This window comes from Pseudomonas sp. TE21435 (genome assembly GCF_056279265.1).
The window spans coordinates 370,773-385,027 of the sequence record NZ_JBWBQZ010000001.1 but is presented as its reverse complement, the minus strand read 5'-3'; the positions used below and the strand labels follow the sequence as shown (position 1 = coordinate 385,027).

12 protein-coding genes and 1 pseudogene are annotated in these 14,255 nt (G+C 65.7%); 6 read left to right on the top strand and 7 right to left on the bottom strand.

All coding sequences use genetic code 11. The annotated features are described in order from the left end of the window. Nucleotides 1-159: 159 nt before the first annotated feature. The 3 genes and pseudogenes from ACZ9C1_RS01760 to ACZ9C1_RS01750 form a co-directional block, all read left to right on the top strand. Nucleotides 160-288 (top strand): annotated as a pseudogene (locus ACZ9C1_RS01760) (DUF6124 family protein); the annotation flags it as partial. A gap of 431 nt (nt 289-719) precedes the next feature. Continuing rightward, a complete protein-coding gene (locus ACZ9C1_RS01755; RefSeq protein ID WP_457377901.1) occupies nt 720-1,235 on the top strand; it encodes a DUF4880 domain-containing protein in 516 nt (171 codons plus the stop codon). A gap of 103 nt (nt 1,236-1,338) precedes the next feature. Further along, on the top strand, nt 1,339-2,487 hold the full coding sequence (locus ACZ9C1_RS01750; protein ID WP_277503364.1) for a M14 family metallopeptidase: 1,149 nt from the start codon (nt 1,339-1,341) through the stop codon (nt 2,485-2,487). 13 nt (nt 2,488-2,500) lie between these two features. Here ACZ9C1_RS01750 and ACZ9C1_RS01745 read toward each other — a convergent pair whose 3' ends face one another. The 7 genes from ACZ9C1_RS01745 to ACZ9C1_RS01715 form a co-directional block, all read right to left on the bottom strand. After that, a complete protein-coding gene (locus ACZ9C1_RS01745) occupies nt 2,501-3,469 on the bottom strand; it encodes a Csu type fimbrial protein (RefSeq protein ID WP_277503363.1) in 969 nt (322 codons plus the stop codon). Beyond that, nucleotides 3,466-5,799, bottom strand: a complete 2,334-nt coding sequence (locus tag ACZ9C1_RS01740) for a fimbria/pilus outer membrane usher protein (protein WP_277505583.1) — start codon at nt 5,797-5,799, stop codon at nt 3,466-3,468. Before ACZ9C1_RS01740 ends, ACZ9C1_RS01745 begins: the two co-directional genes overlap by 4 nt. Nucleotides 5,800-5,867: 68 nt before the next feature. Next, a complete protein-coding gene (locus ACZ9C1_RS01735; protein ID WP_277503362.1) occupies nt 5,868-6,644 on the bottom strand; it encodes a fimbrial biogenesis chaperone in 777 nt (258 codons plus the stop codon). A gap of 34 nt (nt 6,645-6,678) precedes the next feature. Beyond that, nucleotides 6,679-7,182 carry a Csu type fimbrial protein gene (locus ACZ9C1_RS01730; RefSeq protein ID WP_457377902.1) on the bottom strand — a complete coding sequence of 168 codons (504 nt, stop codon included), beginning with the start codon at nt 7,180-7,182 and terminating at the stop codon, nt 6,679-6,681. Nucleotides 7,183-7,185: 3 nt separating this feature from the next. Next, nucleotides 7,186-7,719 carry a Csu type fimbrial protein gene (locus ACZ9C1_RS01725; RefSeq protein WP_111532996.1) on the bottom strand — a complete coding sequence of 178 codons (534 nt, stop codon included), beginning with the start codon at nt 7,717-7,719 and terminating at the stop codon, nt 7,186-7,188. Nucleotides 7,720-7,736: 17 nt separating this feature from the next. Beyond that, nucleotides 7,737-8,270: a Csu type fimbrial protein gene (locus ACZ9C1_RS01720; RefSeq protein WP_102684541.1), complete on the bottom strand. Its 534-nt coding sequence runs from the start codon at nt 8,268-8,270 to the stop codon at nt 7,737-7,739. A gap of 24 nt (nt 8,271-8,294) precedes the next feature. Then, the gene (locus ACZ9C1_RS01715; protein ID WP_476253462.1) at nt 8,295-8,822 is read right to left on the bottom strand and encodes a Csu type fimbrial protein; all 528 of its coding nucleotides are present in this window, start codon (nt 8,820-8,822) and stop codon (nt 8,295-8,297) included. 301 nt (nt 8,823-9,123) lie between these two features. On the opposite strand from ACZ9C1_RS01715, the gene ACZ9C1_RS01710 reads away from it, so the two are divergent. The 3 genes from ACZ9C1_RS01710 to ACZ9C1_RS01700 are packed head-to-tail and all read left to right on the top strand — an operon-like array spanning nt 9,124 to nt 14,244. After that, nucleotides 9,124-11,376 carry an ATP-binding protein gene (locus tag ACZ9C1_RS01710; protein WP_476253461.1) on the top strand — a complete coding sequence of 751 codons (2,253 nt, stop codon included), beginning with the start codon at nt 9,124-9,126 and terminating at the stop codon, nt 11,374-11,376. An 11-nt stretch (nt 11,377-11,387) separates the two neighbouring features. Next, nucleotides 11,388-11,849, top strand: coding sequence for a response regulator (locus ACZ9C1_RS01705; protein WP_102684529.1), 462 nt, complete (start codon nt 11,388-11,390; stop codon nt 11,847-11,849). A 10-nt stretch (nt 11,850-11,859) separates the two neighbouring features. Beyond that, on the top strand, nt 11,860-14,244 hold the full coding sequence (locus ACZ9C1_RS01700) for a response regulator (protein ID WP_139672168.1): 2,385 nt from the start codon (nt 11,860-11,862) through the stop codon (nt 14,242-14,244). Nucleotides 14,245-14,255: the final 11 nt, after the last annotated feature.

Below are 14,255 nucleotides of genomic sequence, written 5' to 3'. Positions count from 1 at the left end.
TTTCGGTGCCAAAGGCTGCGCTAAGGAAAATGGGGATTTTCTTCATTCTTACGCATTTTTGCAGGCTATTTGGCATTCAAAATCGTCTCTAGCCCGCATGTTTACTGGGGATGCCAAAGACAGCGCTTCACAGTGCCAAATCCACCGCCTCCTCACACCACGGCACAGGAAACCGGCAACCATCTGCAGGGCACGACGCGGGAAGTGGTGTTTGGGCTGATGCACATGATCAATATGGCCCGCGCCCTGCTGGAGCAGTGCCACGCCACGGAAAAGGCATCGAGCTGAAGGGAGAACGTGATAGCCGACGAACGGCAAAAGCCCCGATTGCCGGGGACGAGGAGTGCGTCAGGAATATTTTTTTAGCCGATCGCTGAAAAATCATTTGACTGGCAAATGATAACGATTATTATTGCACTCAGCAGGTCGCGAGACCCGCTGGATAACCTGCAACGTCCTCAGGTCGGACGCTCAGATTATCTCCTCATCAGGCTAATCACGGTTTTTGACCCGGCTTTTTGCCGGGTCATTTTTTTTGGCTCTTCAGGCTAATGAAGATCGTTTAATGGCCGCGATGATAGCAAAAGTGTGTCAGCACGTGAATGCTCATTACAAATCTTTGCGGAATCAGCACTTGAGAATCAATCTCGTTTAGCCTAAGCTGGTTCGGCATCAAGGAAGATGCCCCCACCCCTTTCCTTATGAGCAAGGAGCTGTCCATGACCCGCCTGCTGCTGCCCCTCGAGCACGACCCGCGCCCTGCCGAACTGCACGCTGAAGACGCGCTGCTGCATGCACTCAAGCGCTTGCCGCGCCGGGTCCAGCAAGTCTTCCTGCTCAACCGCCTCGACCAGCAGAGCTTCGCCGCCATCGCCGAGCGCCTGGACCTGCCACTGATCAGCATCGAGCGCCACATGAACCAGGCCCTGCAGACCGCCCGCGCGCCCGGCGACGCGCTGGCCAGCATTGCCGGCCAGTGGTACGTGCGCCTGCAGAGCCCGCAGGTGACCGCCAGCGAACGCATCGACTTCCGCCGCTGGCTGGATGCCAACCCCGACCACCTGCGCGCCTTCCACGAAACCGAACTGCGCTGGCGCAGCCTGCTCGCCCCGGCGCGGCAATTGGGCCATGACGGCTGGTACCGGCAAGGACGCGCGGCGCTTTCGCTAGGTGGCTGTTCGATTGCCGTCGGGCTTGGTGTTGCTGCGCTTGTGGCACTGGGGCTGCTGGCCTGATTCGCAGGCGCGGACTTATCCACGACTGCGTCAATTAACCTGCGCACCCGCGCCACCAGGCGGTGTAGAGTACGGTCACAACAACGCCAACAGGAGGCTGGCAATGACCGTGACGCTCTCCCCGCTGCACATCGACTGCGATTTCGACTCCGGCAACATCCTGGTCCTGGACGCCAGCAACCCTGCGCACGTCCACCTGAACATCCGCAAGGACAGCCACAGCGACCACTTCCAGTGGTTCCATTTCAAGGCCAGCGGCCTGACTCCGAGCCAGGTCCATCGCTTCAGCCTGGACAACGCCCACCAGTCCTCCTACAAGCACGCCTGGACCGGCTACCACGCCGTGGCCTCCTACGACCAGCAGACCTGGTTCCGTGTGCCCAGCCAGTTCGACGGCAAGGCCCTGAGCTTCGACTTCAAGGCCGAACAGCCACAAGCCTGGTTCGCCTACTTCGAGCCCTACCCCCGCGCCCGCCACAACCAGCTGATCGAGCGCGCCAAGCAGATCCGCGGCGTCAAGCTGCTGGCCAGCGGGCGCAGCGTGCAAGGTCGGGATATCCCGCTGCTACGCGCAGGCAACGGCGCGGCCGGCAAGCGCAAGCTGTGGCTCATCGCCCAGCAGCACCCGGGCGAGCACATGGCCGAGTGGTTCATGGAAGGTGTGATCGACGCCCTCGAAGCCAACGCCTCGGTCATCCAGCAACTGCTGGCCAAGGCCGACCTGTACCTGATCCCCAACATGAACCCGGATGGCGCCTTCCTCGGCCACCTGCGCACCAACTTCAAGGGCAAGGACCTCAACCGCGCCTGGCAGGACGCCAGCGTCGAGTTGAGCCCCGAGGTGTTCTTCGCCCAGAGCCAGATGAAGCTGCATGGCGTGGACGCGTTCATCGATGCCCATGGCGACGAGGAGATCCCCCATGTGTTCACCGCGGCCTGCGAGGGCAACCCCGGCTATACGCCACGCATCGCCAAGCTGGAAGAGCAGTTCCGCAGTACCCTGTGCAGCCTGACCCCAGACTTCCAGGTGAAGTATGGCTATACCCGCGACGAACCAGGCCAGGCCAACATGACCCTGGCATGCAATGCCGTGGGGCAGACCCATGACTGTCTGTCGCTGACCCTGGAGATGCCGTTCAAGGACCACGACGATGCGCCGAACCCGCGCACCGGCTGGTCGGGTGAGCGCTCCAAGGCGCTGGCCGGGGCGGTGCTTGAGACGTTGCTGAAGATGGTTGGCGACCTGCGCTGAGCAACGCCGTCACTCAAAACTGCACATCCAGAATCACGCTGTCGGTATAGGTCGCCGCCGGCGGCGTGGCCTGGTCGGTGTACACCTTGGCGTTGTAGTTGAACACCTGGCTGCCCGTGCCGGTCCCCGCCCCGGGGTTCACCTCGGCATCGCTGCTCGAACGCCGCGCCGCGCCCACCGAGCCCCAGCGCACCACGCCTGCGCTCTTGAAGATATCGTAGGCCAGGTAGTTGTTGGCACTGGATTTCATCCGCCGCCGTCCGCCCGAGACGTTCTGCCCGTCGTCCAACCCGACCGTGTAGTTGCTGCCCTTGGTGCACGACACGCTCAGGCTCTGGTTCACCGTGCCGAACCCGGCCACCACCGGTGCGCTGGCGAAGCTGATGTTGGGCGTGGTGATCTGGCAGTCGTTGCTTACCGTCAGGCTGACGTTCAGGGTCTTGCTGCCACTGCCGATATCGCGCCCCAGGCAGATATTGCCGATGCCAATGCCCGAGCAGTAGTTCCAGCTCCAGGCAACGGTCAGCGTCTCCTGGTACAGGCCCGCGGCGACATTGCTGCCGATCTGTGTACGCAGATAAATCGGTACCGCCTTGGGCGTCGGACCATTGAGCAGGCCCAGCAAGTCGATGATGCCATTGCGGGCAACGTCGAAGGCAACGCCCCGGGTGATCGGGTAGTTGACACTGTTGTCGGCATACAGGGTGTAGTTGATGACATCGCCGGTCGGGCCGACCAGGCCACCGGAGGCGGGCGTGATGGTTGCGTAGAAGTGGTCATTGCTGGACAGCAGGCTGAGCAGCGAGCCGGTGCACTGCAAGCCGGAATTGGTGGTCGAGGCAGTCTGCACGGTGGTACGTACCAGCGTCGAGTTGACAGTGCCGAACGCCGCTGGCGTGGTGGCCACCGACGAACACAGTGCCCAGGCCGGGCATGGCGCCAGCAACAGGCCAAACAGCAGGCCGTGCCGTCGAACATTCACTGGCACACCAGCGGACCGATCAACGGGATCGGCCCCTCCCCTTCAGGCAGGTCGAACGCCACCTGGCACTGCCCGCCATCGGCCTTGTCCACCTGCAGGCGGTTGTGCGGCGCCAGGTTCTCCAGGTAGACCAGCCCGTCCCAGCCCACCACCGCCTCGCCGCCGCTTTCCCGGTGGCGTACCCGGCTGCCCAGCTTGAGCTCCCGCTGATTGCCGTCGACCAGCACCAGGCTTGCCGCCAGGACACGCTTGAGCGGGAACTCCAACAGGTAACCGCTGCCACGGCGCACGGCCACGCGCTGCTCCACCTGCGGCGCCAGCACATCGGCGGGCAGGTCCATGGGGTCGATCTCGTATTTGCCGCGGTAATAGCCGCTGCTGTAGGGCACCAACAAATGGCCGTTGCGATCGGTGCGGCCGATCTGCTGGTTCTCGTAGCGCACCGGCACGTCGGCGTAGCCGCTGGTACTGACCACCACAAAGGCGTCGTCGATGCGGTTGGCGGCGAACAGCCCCGCATCCATCAGCACCAGCGAACCGCTGGCGTCGGCCCAGCGGGTCATCTCGCCGCTGCTGCCGTAGGCGCCCACCTGCAACTGCACCGATTGCAGGCGCCAGGTCAGGTCGGCCTGGCGGTAGTCGTCGCGGTTGCCGCCGGTGGCGTAGCCCAGGTTATAGCCCACACCACCGCCCACCGGTACCGCCTGGCTGTAGTTGACCCGCTGCAGGTCCTGACCGTCCTTGCTGCGCTCGGCGCTGAAGGCCAGGGTGCCGCGCAGGTCGAAGGGGATCACCAGTTGCGCCTGCACCGCCCACTGGCTGTCACCAACCTCGCGGTTGGCCGACAGGTACAGGCTGCTGTTGCGCCACAGCGGCTTGCTCCAGCTGAGGTTGATCAGCCGCGTGCGCGTGCCGTCACCGGCGCGCACATCGAAGTAACCGGCGCCGAGGCTGCCGTAGCTGTCCAGGTTGAGGCTCAGGGTCGCCTGCTCGCTGCGCTGGCTCAGGCGCGTGTAGGGGCTGTCGACCCGCGACAGGTCGGCGTAGTCGCCATGGCGCTGCACGCGCTGGTAGTTGAAGCCTATCCGCCGGCTGTTGTACTGGTAGCCCAGCGCCAGCTGCTGGCCTGTATCGCCTTCAAAGCGGCTCTGGGTCACTGCCGCATTGAGCACGCCGAAGGTGCCCAGGCGCAGGTTGCCGCCCAGGCCGCCGAGCATCAGCGACTCGGCGCTCTCAGCATGGGTTTCCACGGTGAAGTAGTCGGATACACCGTGGCGCAGGGTCGCCGAGGCCACACCCGGACCATAGGCGAAATCGCGCACGGCGTAGTCGCGGCGCAGGCTGCCGGCGGCCACCGAGAAGTCTGACAGGCCCTTGGCCAGCAGGCTGCTGGTGACATAGAACGGCAAGGTGGTCGACACCTGCCGGCCCAGGGCATCGGTGGTGACCACCACCGCTTCGCCGGCGCCGTTGATGAACGGCACGTTGGTCAGGGTGTAGGGGCCAGGCTGCAATTCGGTACTGCTGCTCTTGTAGCCGTTGATGAACAGGTCCAGCGAGGTCGGCACAGCGGCTTCGCCGGCAAAGGCCGGCAGCGGGTAGGTGACCAGGTCGGGACGGGCGCCGAAGTCGCGGGACAGTTGCAGCCCGCCCACGCGCACCGAGGTGGTCCAGGGCAGCGCGCCGGTCACCAGGTCGCCGGCCTCATAAGTGAGCAGGCGCTGCTCGTCGGTGTAGCGGAAGGTGGTGTCGTAGCGCAGGAAGCCCTGGCGGCCCTGGGCCTGGGCACCATTGAACGACTGGCGCCATTGCCCGGTGGTGGAAAAGGTGCCCCAGTCGTCGAACAGGCGCAGCTCGTTCCAGGCGGCCAGGTAGCTGCCGCCCTCATCGGTGTCGTTGAGGTAGGCGTCGTAGTTGAGCAAGGCGCCGAAGCTGCTGCGCGCGTCGCTGGCCGGGTACAGGTTGCGCTCACCGACCTGCTGGTCGGGTAGCCAGGCCGGCGGCACCTGCAGCAGCAGGCGCTGGTTCTGGCTGTCGTAGTCGCTGTGCAGGCCGGAGATGTCGTCCAGGGCCACCTCGCCCTGAGGCTCTCCCGGCAGCCTGACGCCCGCCTCGCGCAGCACCTCGCTGGCCAGGTACAGGCGCCCGGCGCGCTGCTGCACCGGCACCAGCTCAGCCTTGGCCACCTGGTTCACCAGCAGGTCGAGGTACAGCGTGGCGTCGGCGATGGCGGCATGCTCCGAGGGCGGCGGCGGCAGCTCGTCGGCCACGGCCAGGCCGGGCCCCAGCACCGCCAGGCCCAGCCACAACCGGTGCGTTGCCACCCGCACCCAGCTCACACACGATTTCCAACCATTGCCGGGTCCTCCCTGGCCCCTGTGATCCGTTCAAGCGCGGCTCATTGCCCCTGTTTGATGGCCTGTGCCACCTCCTGGCCGTTGACTCGCCCTTTCAGCACGCTGGCGGCGCCCGGCGTGGCCGGTGCCGGCCAGCGCATGCTGGCGCCGGGCAACACATAACCGAGCAGCCCTTCGACCAATGGCCTGTCCTGACCGGCTTGCTGCAGCACCACGTCGGTCAGCCGCGCATGCACAGGCCCCGTGTTGCGCAGCTCGACATAGGGTTTGCCCTGCACTGTCACCGCGCGCCAGCTCAACTGCGGCTTGCCCACGCCTTCGACGCTGCGCTTGCCCGCTGGGTCGGGTTTGCCCCACAGCCCCTCGCCGTAGACGAACAGCGGCACCGAGTAGCGCATCTGCAAACGGATCGCTGCCTTCGGCCCTTCACTGGCGGCATCGGTCGGCAGCGGCGACGGGATCTCATCGATGATGATGCGGTACGCCTGCTCCTGACCTGCGGGCGAACCGCCGGTGCGGGTCAGGCGGATCAGTTGTTTCTGCCCCGGCGCAATGTTGGCCACCGGCGGGCTGCCGATGATCTCGCGCTGGGCCTGGAACTGCTCCTGGTACTCGCCCTGGCGCCAGGCGAACACCCGCACCTGCAGGCTGGTCGGCGCCGAGCCACGGTTTTCCAGCCACAGCGCGCCGGCCTTCTGGTCGGCCTCCAGCACTGGGTCGATCGGCCAGATCAGCACCGAGGTGGCCGCGAAGGCCGGTGCGCTGGCCAACAGCAGCACCCCGATGATTCCTCGCGCCCATTTCGCGCCTGCCCCCATGCCCCTCTCCTTTTCTGTTATCCGCGGTGGCCTTTCACCAGGTCACCGTCACTTGCACGACATCGGTGTAGGTCCCCGCCGGCAAGGTGCCGGTCAGGGTGGTACGGCCATAGACCGGCAGCTTGATCGCGGTCGGGTCGCTGTAGCTCACCGCCACGCTGCTGCCGATGCCCAGGCTCTGGCTGAAACCGGCGTCGCGGTAAAGCTGATAGGCCAGCAATTGCGTACCGCCCGAACGCTTGAGGTTGCGCGTGCCGCTGGCGCTGTTCTGGCCACCGTCCAGGCTCATGCTCAGGACCACGCCGGGGGTGCACTGGAACGTCACCGTGCTGCCGCCGAGCGAGGTGCTCAGGGTGGCCGTGGACAGTGCCGAGCTGGTGCCGTAATCGAGCACGCCATAGGCCGTCACGCCGCCCACAACCAGACAGCCCGCGACGATCTGCGCCGTCACCTGGAAGGTGCTGGTGGTGACCGCGTGGGCACCCGGGGTCAACGTCAGGCACACGCCGACCGCGACCAGCCGCGCAGTGCCTGGCATGGCTCAGAAACTCAGCTCGACCGCCACCGTGTCGGTGTACACCCCGGCCGGCAGGCCGGCTTTACCCCGGGCCTGGCCATACAGGTTGACGGTCTGCGCCACGCCGGTACTGGTCGGCAGGGTAATGGTGCCGTCGATCGCCAGCAGTTGGGTGTGTCCGGCGTCGGTGTAGAAGTCGTAGGGCACGAAATTGCCCGCGCCATCGGCCAAGGCCCGGGTCCCCCCGGCGGACTGCGAGTCATGGGCGCCGGCACGCACCTTGATCGTCGGCACCGTGCCTGCCGAGCAGAGAATACTCATGGCCCCGCCTCCGCCGCCGAGCACCTGGCCATTGGCGGTGGTGAACAGCGAATCCTGGGTGCCAAAGTTGAGGCTGCCGAAGTTCAGCCCGGAGGTGCCGCCGCTGCCATTGACCTGGCAGGCGGCGGTCAGGGTCAGGGTCGAGCTGATGGTGCCGGTCACGGTGGCGGCCTGGGCCTGGGCCGCCAGGGCGAGGCCAAGGCCGGCGAGCATGCAGCGGGTGAGGTGCTTGGGCATCGGAATCTCCTTGCGTGTTACCAGTCCAGGGTCACCCTGAGGGTGTCGCGATACAGCCCGGCGGGCAGCGCGCGCGGTTGCGCGACCACTACGCCGTAGATGGGCACGGGCACTTGCTGGGTACTGCTGATGGTGAAGGTACGAGCCTGGCCGATGCCGTAGCGGCTGTTGCCGCCCGGGTCGATGGCCAGTTGGTAGGGAATGAGCTCGCGGCCATTGCTCAGGCGGCGCACGCCGTCGCTGCCGTTCTGGCCACCGTTGATGCGCACGCTGAAAGCGCGCACCTGGGGCGAACAGCTGATCTGCAGGCTGCCCTCGCCGCCGGCCTCGTCGACCCGGCTGGTCAAAGGCTGGTCCCAGGTCGGCCCCCGCGCACCGAAGTCCATCAACCCCGGGTTGCCCAGGGTGGCCGGTTGCGGGTCGCTGCTGATCTGACAGGCGGCGCTGATCACCAGGCGCGCCTGGATGAAGCCGGTGGTGGTGCCGTGGGCCGCGCCAGTGGGCAACAGCAGCGGGCCGAGGGTCAGCAGCAGGATCGATCCACGGTGCAACACTTCCATGAGCATGAAGCCTCCCTACCAGGTGACCGTGACTTTGAGCAGGTCGGTATACAGGCCGGCGCGGGGTACCCAGGCCAGCTTGTCGATCCGTGCGTAGAGGGGAAGCTGCGCCGAACCGCTGTCCGGCACCCGCGCCGATTGCGCAGCGTCCACCGCCAACGGCTGGCGCCAGGCGGCGTCGCGGTAGAGACGATAGGGAATCGGCCGGGCCTGGACATCGCGGCTCGCCAGGTAGCGCAGTTCGCCGATGCCGCCGTGCTGGCCGCCATCGACACGTACCTGATATGGGGTATCGGGGTTGCACTCCAACCGCGGCGGGCGCTGGGCCAGCAGCACGCCACTCAACGGCGCACCAGGGCCATCCAGGCGCGCCGCGCTGCCCAGGTCGATGCGCCCCAGCGCCTGCGGGCCGGCATCGCGCTGCTGGTTGACCAGCATGCACCCGCGCTGCACGCGCACCTGCACTTCAACGAGAAAATCCGCTGCCATGGCGTTGCCACTCAACCACAGGCCCAACAGCATGGCCACAAAGCGCTCCGTCACCTGACAATCCTTCCTGTATAGGTTGAACTTGAGCGTAGCAGCGCGATTGGATCCGGGCCGGGCAAGCCCTACCCCTCTTTGGCATTAATGAAAATGGCGGGGCTGGGGCTGTGCAGTCCATTGCGGGCCTGACAAACGTGACACGATTGAATTTTCTCGCCTGGTAACGAAACCCCAGCGCCTGGCGCCTTTCAAAACAACCAGATCCCGGCAAAGCGGCCGGCATTCTGATACCGTTCACCAACAACATCCTGTGCAACACGCATGCGCCATGCATGGACGGACCCTACAGGAGAGTCCCGTGACGACCGAACCGACCTCGCTCGAGCAGGCCATCGAGCGCTGTGCCCAGGAACCGATCCAGGTTCCGGGCAGCATTCAGCCACAGGGTTTCCTGTTGGTGCTGGACGAGACCGACCTGCGTATTCTCCAGGCCAGCGAGAATACCGAGCGTTGGCTGGGCGTACCTGCCCGCGCGCTGGCGGGCCAAGCCTTCGCCGAGCTGGTCAGCACCAGCTTCGACCTGCGCACCCGCCTGGCCAACCTGCCCGACGACGAAATCTTCCCGTTTCACATCGGCGATACACACCTGCACCATGGTGCGCCCTGGCAAGCGCCGCTGCGGGTCCTGGCACACCGTCACGACCAGGTGCTGATCCTCGAACTCGAACCCCACCGCAGTGCTGCGCAGGGTGGCGAAAAGGACAACTACTACCCGCTGGTCCGCGCCTTCGTCAGCACCCTGCACCAGGTCAGCAGCATCGACGAGTTGCTGCTGCAATCAGTACGCCAGATCAAACGCATCACCGGCTTCGGCCGGGTCAAGGCCTACCGCTTCGACAGCGAGGGCACCGGCACGGTCCTGGCCGAGGATGCCGACCCCGGCTACCCGAGCTACCTGGGGCTGTGCTTCCCCGCTTCGGACATCCCGCGCCAGGCCCGCGAGCTGTACCGGATCAACCGCATCCGGGTGATCGAAGACGCCAACTACCAACCCTCGCCCCTGGTGCCGGCCAGCAATCCGCGTACCGGCAAGCCCCTGGACATGAGCTTCGCCTCACTGCGCAGTGTGTCGCCGGTGCACCTGCAGTACATGCGCAACATGGGCACACTGGCGTCGATGTCGTTGTCCATCGTGGTCGATGACCAGCTATGGGGCCTGGTGTCCTGCCACCATGACCAGCCTAGGCCGGTGGATTTCCAGACCCGCACCGCCTGCGAACTGCTGGCCAATGTGCTGTCGTTGCAGATCGAGGCCATCGAGTCCCACGACAGCACACGCCAGCTGCTCGACTTGCGCCAGCGCATCGTGCGCATGCTCGGCTCGATGGCCGACCATGACAGTGTCAGCGATGGCCTGCTCGCCCAGCCCGAGGTGATGCTGCAGTTCGCCGGAGCCTCGGGGGCGGCGATCATCAGCGCCGAGCGCTGCGACCTGATCGGCGCCACCCCGCCAGCGTCGCTGGTCAATGCCCTGGCGCACTGGCTGGCGCGGCGTGACGGCCAGGCGGTGTTCCACACCGACAACGTACAGCGTGACATCGATGAACTGCCTGAATTGGCCCGGCATGCCGCCGGGGTGCTGGCAGTCGCGATCTCGCAGATTCATTCGCACTATCTTGTATGGTTCCGGCCCGAGCAGGCCCATACGGTGAACTGGGCGGGCCGACCGGAGAAGTCTGTCGGTCCGCAGGGCAATCTCAACCCACGGCACAGCTTCGAGCGCTGGCAGCAGGAAGTGCGCGGCATCAGCGCGCCTTGGCACCCGCTGATCATCGAAGGCGTGATGGAGTTGCGCGGCGCGGTGCTCGGCATCGTCTTGCGCAAGGCCGAGGAACTGGCACAGCTGGCCGGCGAGCTGAAGCGCTCGAACAAGGAACTCGAAGCGTTTTCCTACAGCGTGTCCCACGACCTGCGTGCTCCGCTGCGGCACATCGCCGGCTACAGTGAACTGCTCGGCGAAATAGAGGGAGAGCAGCTCTCCGAACGCGGCAAGCGCTTCCTCAGCCATATCGAGGATGCCGCGCAATTCGCCGGTACCCTGGTGGACAACCTGCTCAACTTCTCGCAGATGGGCCGTTCGGCGCTGCGCCTGTCCGACGTCGACCTCAATACCCTGGCCGACACCATCCGCTCGGAGCTGGCGCCGGACTACGCGGGGCGTGACATCGTCTGGGAAATCGCCGACCTGCCCAAGGTAATCGCCGACCCGGCCTTCATCAACATGGTCCTGCACAACCTGATCGCCAATGCCATCAAGTACACCCGCGGCCGCGCCCCCGCGCGCATCGAGATCGGCGCGGTGCGTCACCGGCACGAACTCGAGTTCTATGTGCGCGACAATGGCGTGGGCTTCGACATGGCCTATGTCGACAAGCTGTTCGGCGTGTTCCAGCGCCTGCACCGTATGGAAGAGTTCGAAGGCACCGGGATCGGCCTGGCCAGCGTGCGCCGCATTATCGAGCGCCACGATGGGCGGGTGTGGGCCGAGGGCCGCATCAACCAGGGCGCCAGCTTCCACTTCACCCTGCCACTAAACCCAAAGTCTGCCTGAGGCCGGACATCATGCTCAAACCTATCCTGCTGGTCGAAGACAACCCCAGAGACCTCGAACTGACCCTGCTCGCCCTTGAGCGCAGCCAGCTGGCCAACGAGGTGGTCGTCGTGCGCGACGGCGCCGATGCGCTGGACTACCTGCTGCGGCGCAACGCCTTTGCCGGACGCGACGGCGGCAATCCGGCGGTGATGCTGCTGGACCTGAAGCTGCCCAAGGTCGATGGCCTGGAAGTCCTCAAGGTAGTGCGCGAAACCGCCGAGTTGCGCAGCATCCCCATCGTCATGCTGACGTCCTCGCGCGAGGGGCCGGACCTGAGCCGGGCCTATGAGCTCGGGGTCAATGCCTATGTGGTCAAGCCTGTGGAGTTCAAGGAGTTCGTCACCGCCATCTCCGACCTGGGCATGTTCTGGGCGGTGCTCAACGAACCACCACCCGGTTCGCTGCGCCTGAACCGACGCGGCAGCAACTGAGGCGGACACGATGCAGCTTACTCCACTGAAACTGCTGATGGTCGAAGACAGCGCCATGGATGCCGAGCTGATCCTGGTGCGCCTTGAGCGCAGCGGGTTTCAGGTGCAATCACGGCTGGTGTTCGACCATGTCGGTGCCGAGCATGCCCTGGGCGAGGCTTCGTACGACCTGATCCTGTGCGATTGCGTGCTGCCGAGTTCCTCTGGCGCCGACGTGCTGGCCATCGCCCAACGCCTGGCGCCTCACATACCGTTCATCTTCCTCTCCGGCATCTACGGCGAAGAACACGCGGTGGAGATGATCCGCCTCGGCGCCACCGACTACGTCCTGAAGAAGAACCTGCCGCTGCTGCCCAAGGCCGTGCGCCGGGCGCTGACCGAAGTGCAGGAACGCCAGCGCCGACGCCGCGCTGAAGAGGCCCTGGCCGAGGCGGAGGCGCGCGCCCGCATCGCCATCGATGCCGCCGGCATGGGCACTTGGGACTACCGCCCGCAGGACGGGCAGTTAGTCTGGGACGACCGCTGCAAGATGCTGTTCGGCCTGCCCAGCGACACTCGGATGACGATCGAGGTCTTCTACGCCGGCATCCACCCCGACGACCAATCCCGTGTGCGCAACGCCGTCGAGCAGGCCATGCGCCCTGACAGCGATGGCCATTACCGGGCCGAGTTCCGTATCGCTCAACCCGGCGCACTGGAGCCGCGCTGGCTGCTCTCCACCGGCCAGACCCAACTCATCGACGGCCTGTGCGTGCGCTTTTCCGGGGTGCTGCAGGACATCCACCAGCAGCGCCAGGCCACCCGGGCGCTGGAGCAGCTCAACGAGATGCTCGGCGAGCGGGTCGAGCGCCGCACCCGCGAGCGCGACCGTGCCTGGGAACTGTCCCAGGACCTGCTGGCGGTACTCAACAAGGACCTGACCCCGGTAGCCCTCAACCCGGCCTGGGAAGCCGCGCTGGGCTTTCCCCGTGAGCGATTGGCGCAGATTTCGCTGCTGCAGCTGCTACCGGAAGCCGACCAGGAAACCTTCCTCACCGAGCTGGCCGCGCTCTCTCAGGGACGCACCAGCGCCCGCTTCGTCGGCCGCATCCTGCATGCCGAAGGCCAGCAGCGCTGGCTGTCGTGGGTGGTGGTGCCGGACGACAACCTGCTGCATGTGGTCGCCCGCGACATCTCCAGCGAACGCGAAGCGGTGCTGGACCTGGCCGAGGCCAACGAGCGCCTGCGCGAACAGATCGCCGAACGCGAACGCATCGAGGCCGCGCTGCAGCAGATGCAGCGCCTGGAAGCGGTCGGCCAGCTCACGGCCGGCGTGGCGCACGATTTCAACAACCTGCTGACGGTGATCCTCACCGGTGCCAGCTTCCTGCAGAACGACTTGGACAAAGGCCTGCTGGACAAGGCACACAAGCGCCTGCAGCACATTCGCGAGGCGGGCGAGCGCGGGGCCAAGCTGACCTCCCAGTTGCTGGCGTTTTCGCGCAAGCAACGGTTGGAGCCGGTGCCGCTGAACCTCAACCGCACGCTGGCAGGGCTGGAAGAACTGCTGCGCCGCACCTTGGGTGGCAGCGTCGCAGTGCGCCTGGAGCTCGATGCTGGGCTATGGCAAGCCCTGACCGACCCGACCCAGACCGAAATGATCATTCTCAACCTGGCGATCAACGCCCGCGACGCCATGCCCGAGGGCGGCCAACTTACCCTGGCCACGCGCAACACCCGAATCAATACCCGTCCACAACGCCCGGAGGACCCGGAACCCGGTGAGTACGTGGTGCTGAGTATCCGCGACAGCGGCTGCGGCATGAGCGAGGAAGTACTGGCCAAAGCCTTCGAACCGTTCTTCACCACCAAGGATATCGGCAAGGGCTCAGGTCTGGGGCTGGCGCAGGTGTTCGGCTTCGCCAAACAGATCGGCGGTGGCGTGCGCATCGATACAACGCCAGGCCGCGGCACCCTGGTCAGTGTCTACCTGCCAGCGGTAAAGGCCCGTGCCGATTCACTCACTACGGGCGAGGACGATGTGCGCCCGCCTTTCGCCCAAGGGGCCGAGCGTCACATCCTGCTGGTGGACGACGACCATCTGGTGCGCGAAATGATTGGCGACCTGCTGCAGCGCCAGGGCTACGAGGTACACCAGGCGCACAATGGTGCCCAGGCCATGGCCCTGCTCGATGAACGCATAGACCTGCTGCTTACCGACTTCGCCATGCCAGAGTTCAATGGTGCCCAACTGGCCCTGGCGGCCCGCGAGCGCTTTCCGCGCCTGCCCGTGGTGTTCCTCACCGGCTATGCCCAGCTGCAAGGGCTGGAGCTGCAGGGGTGCCAGGTGGTGCAGAAACCGGTGCACGAACACATCCTCGCCCAGGTGCTGGCCGAGTCGCTGGAAAACAGGTAGGCAGAAACGAA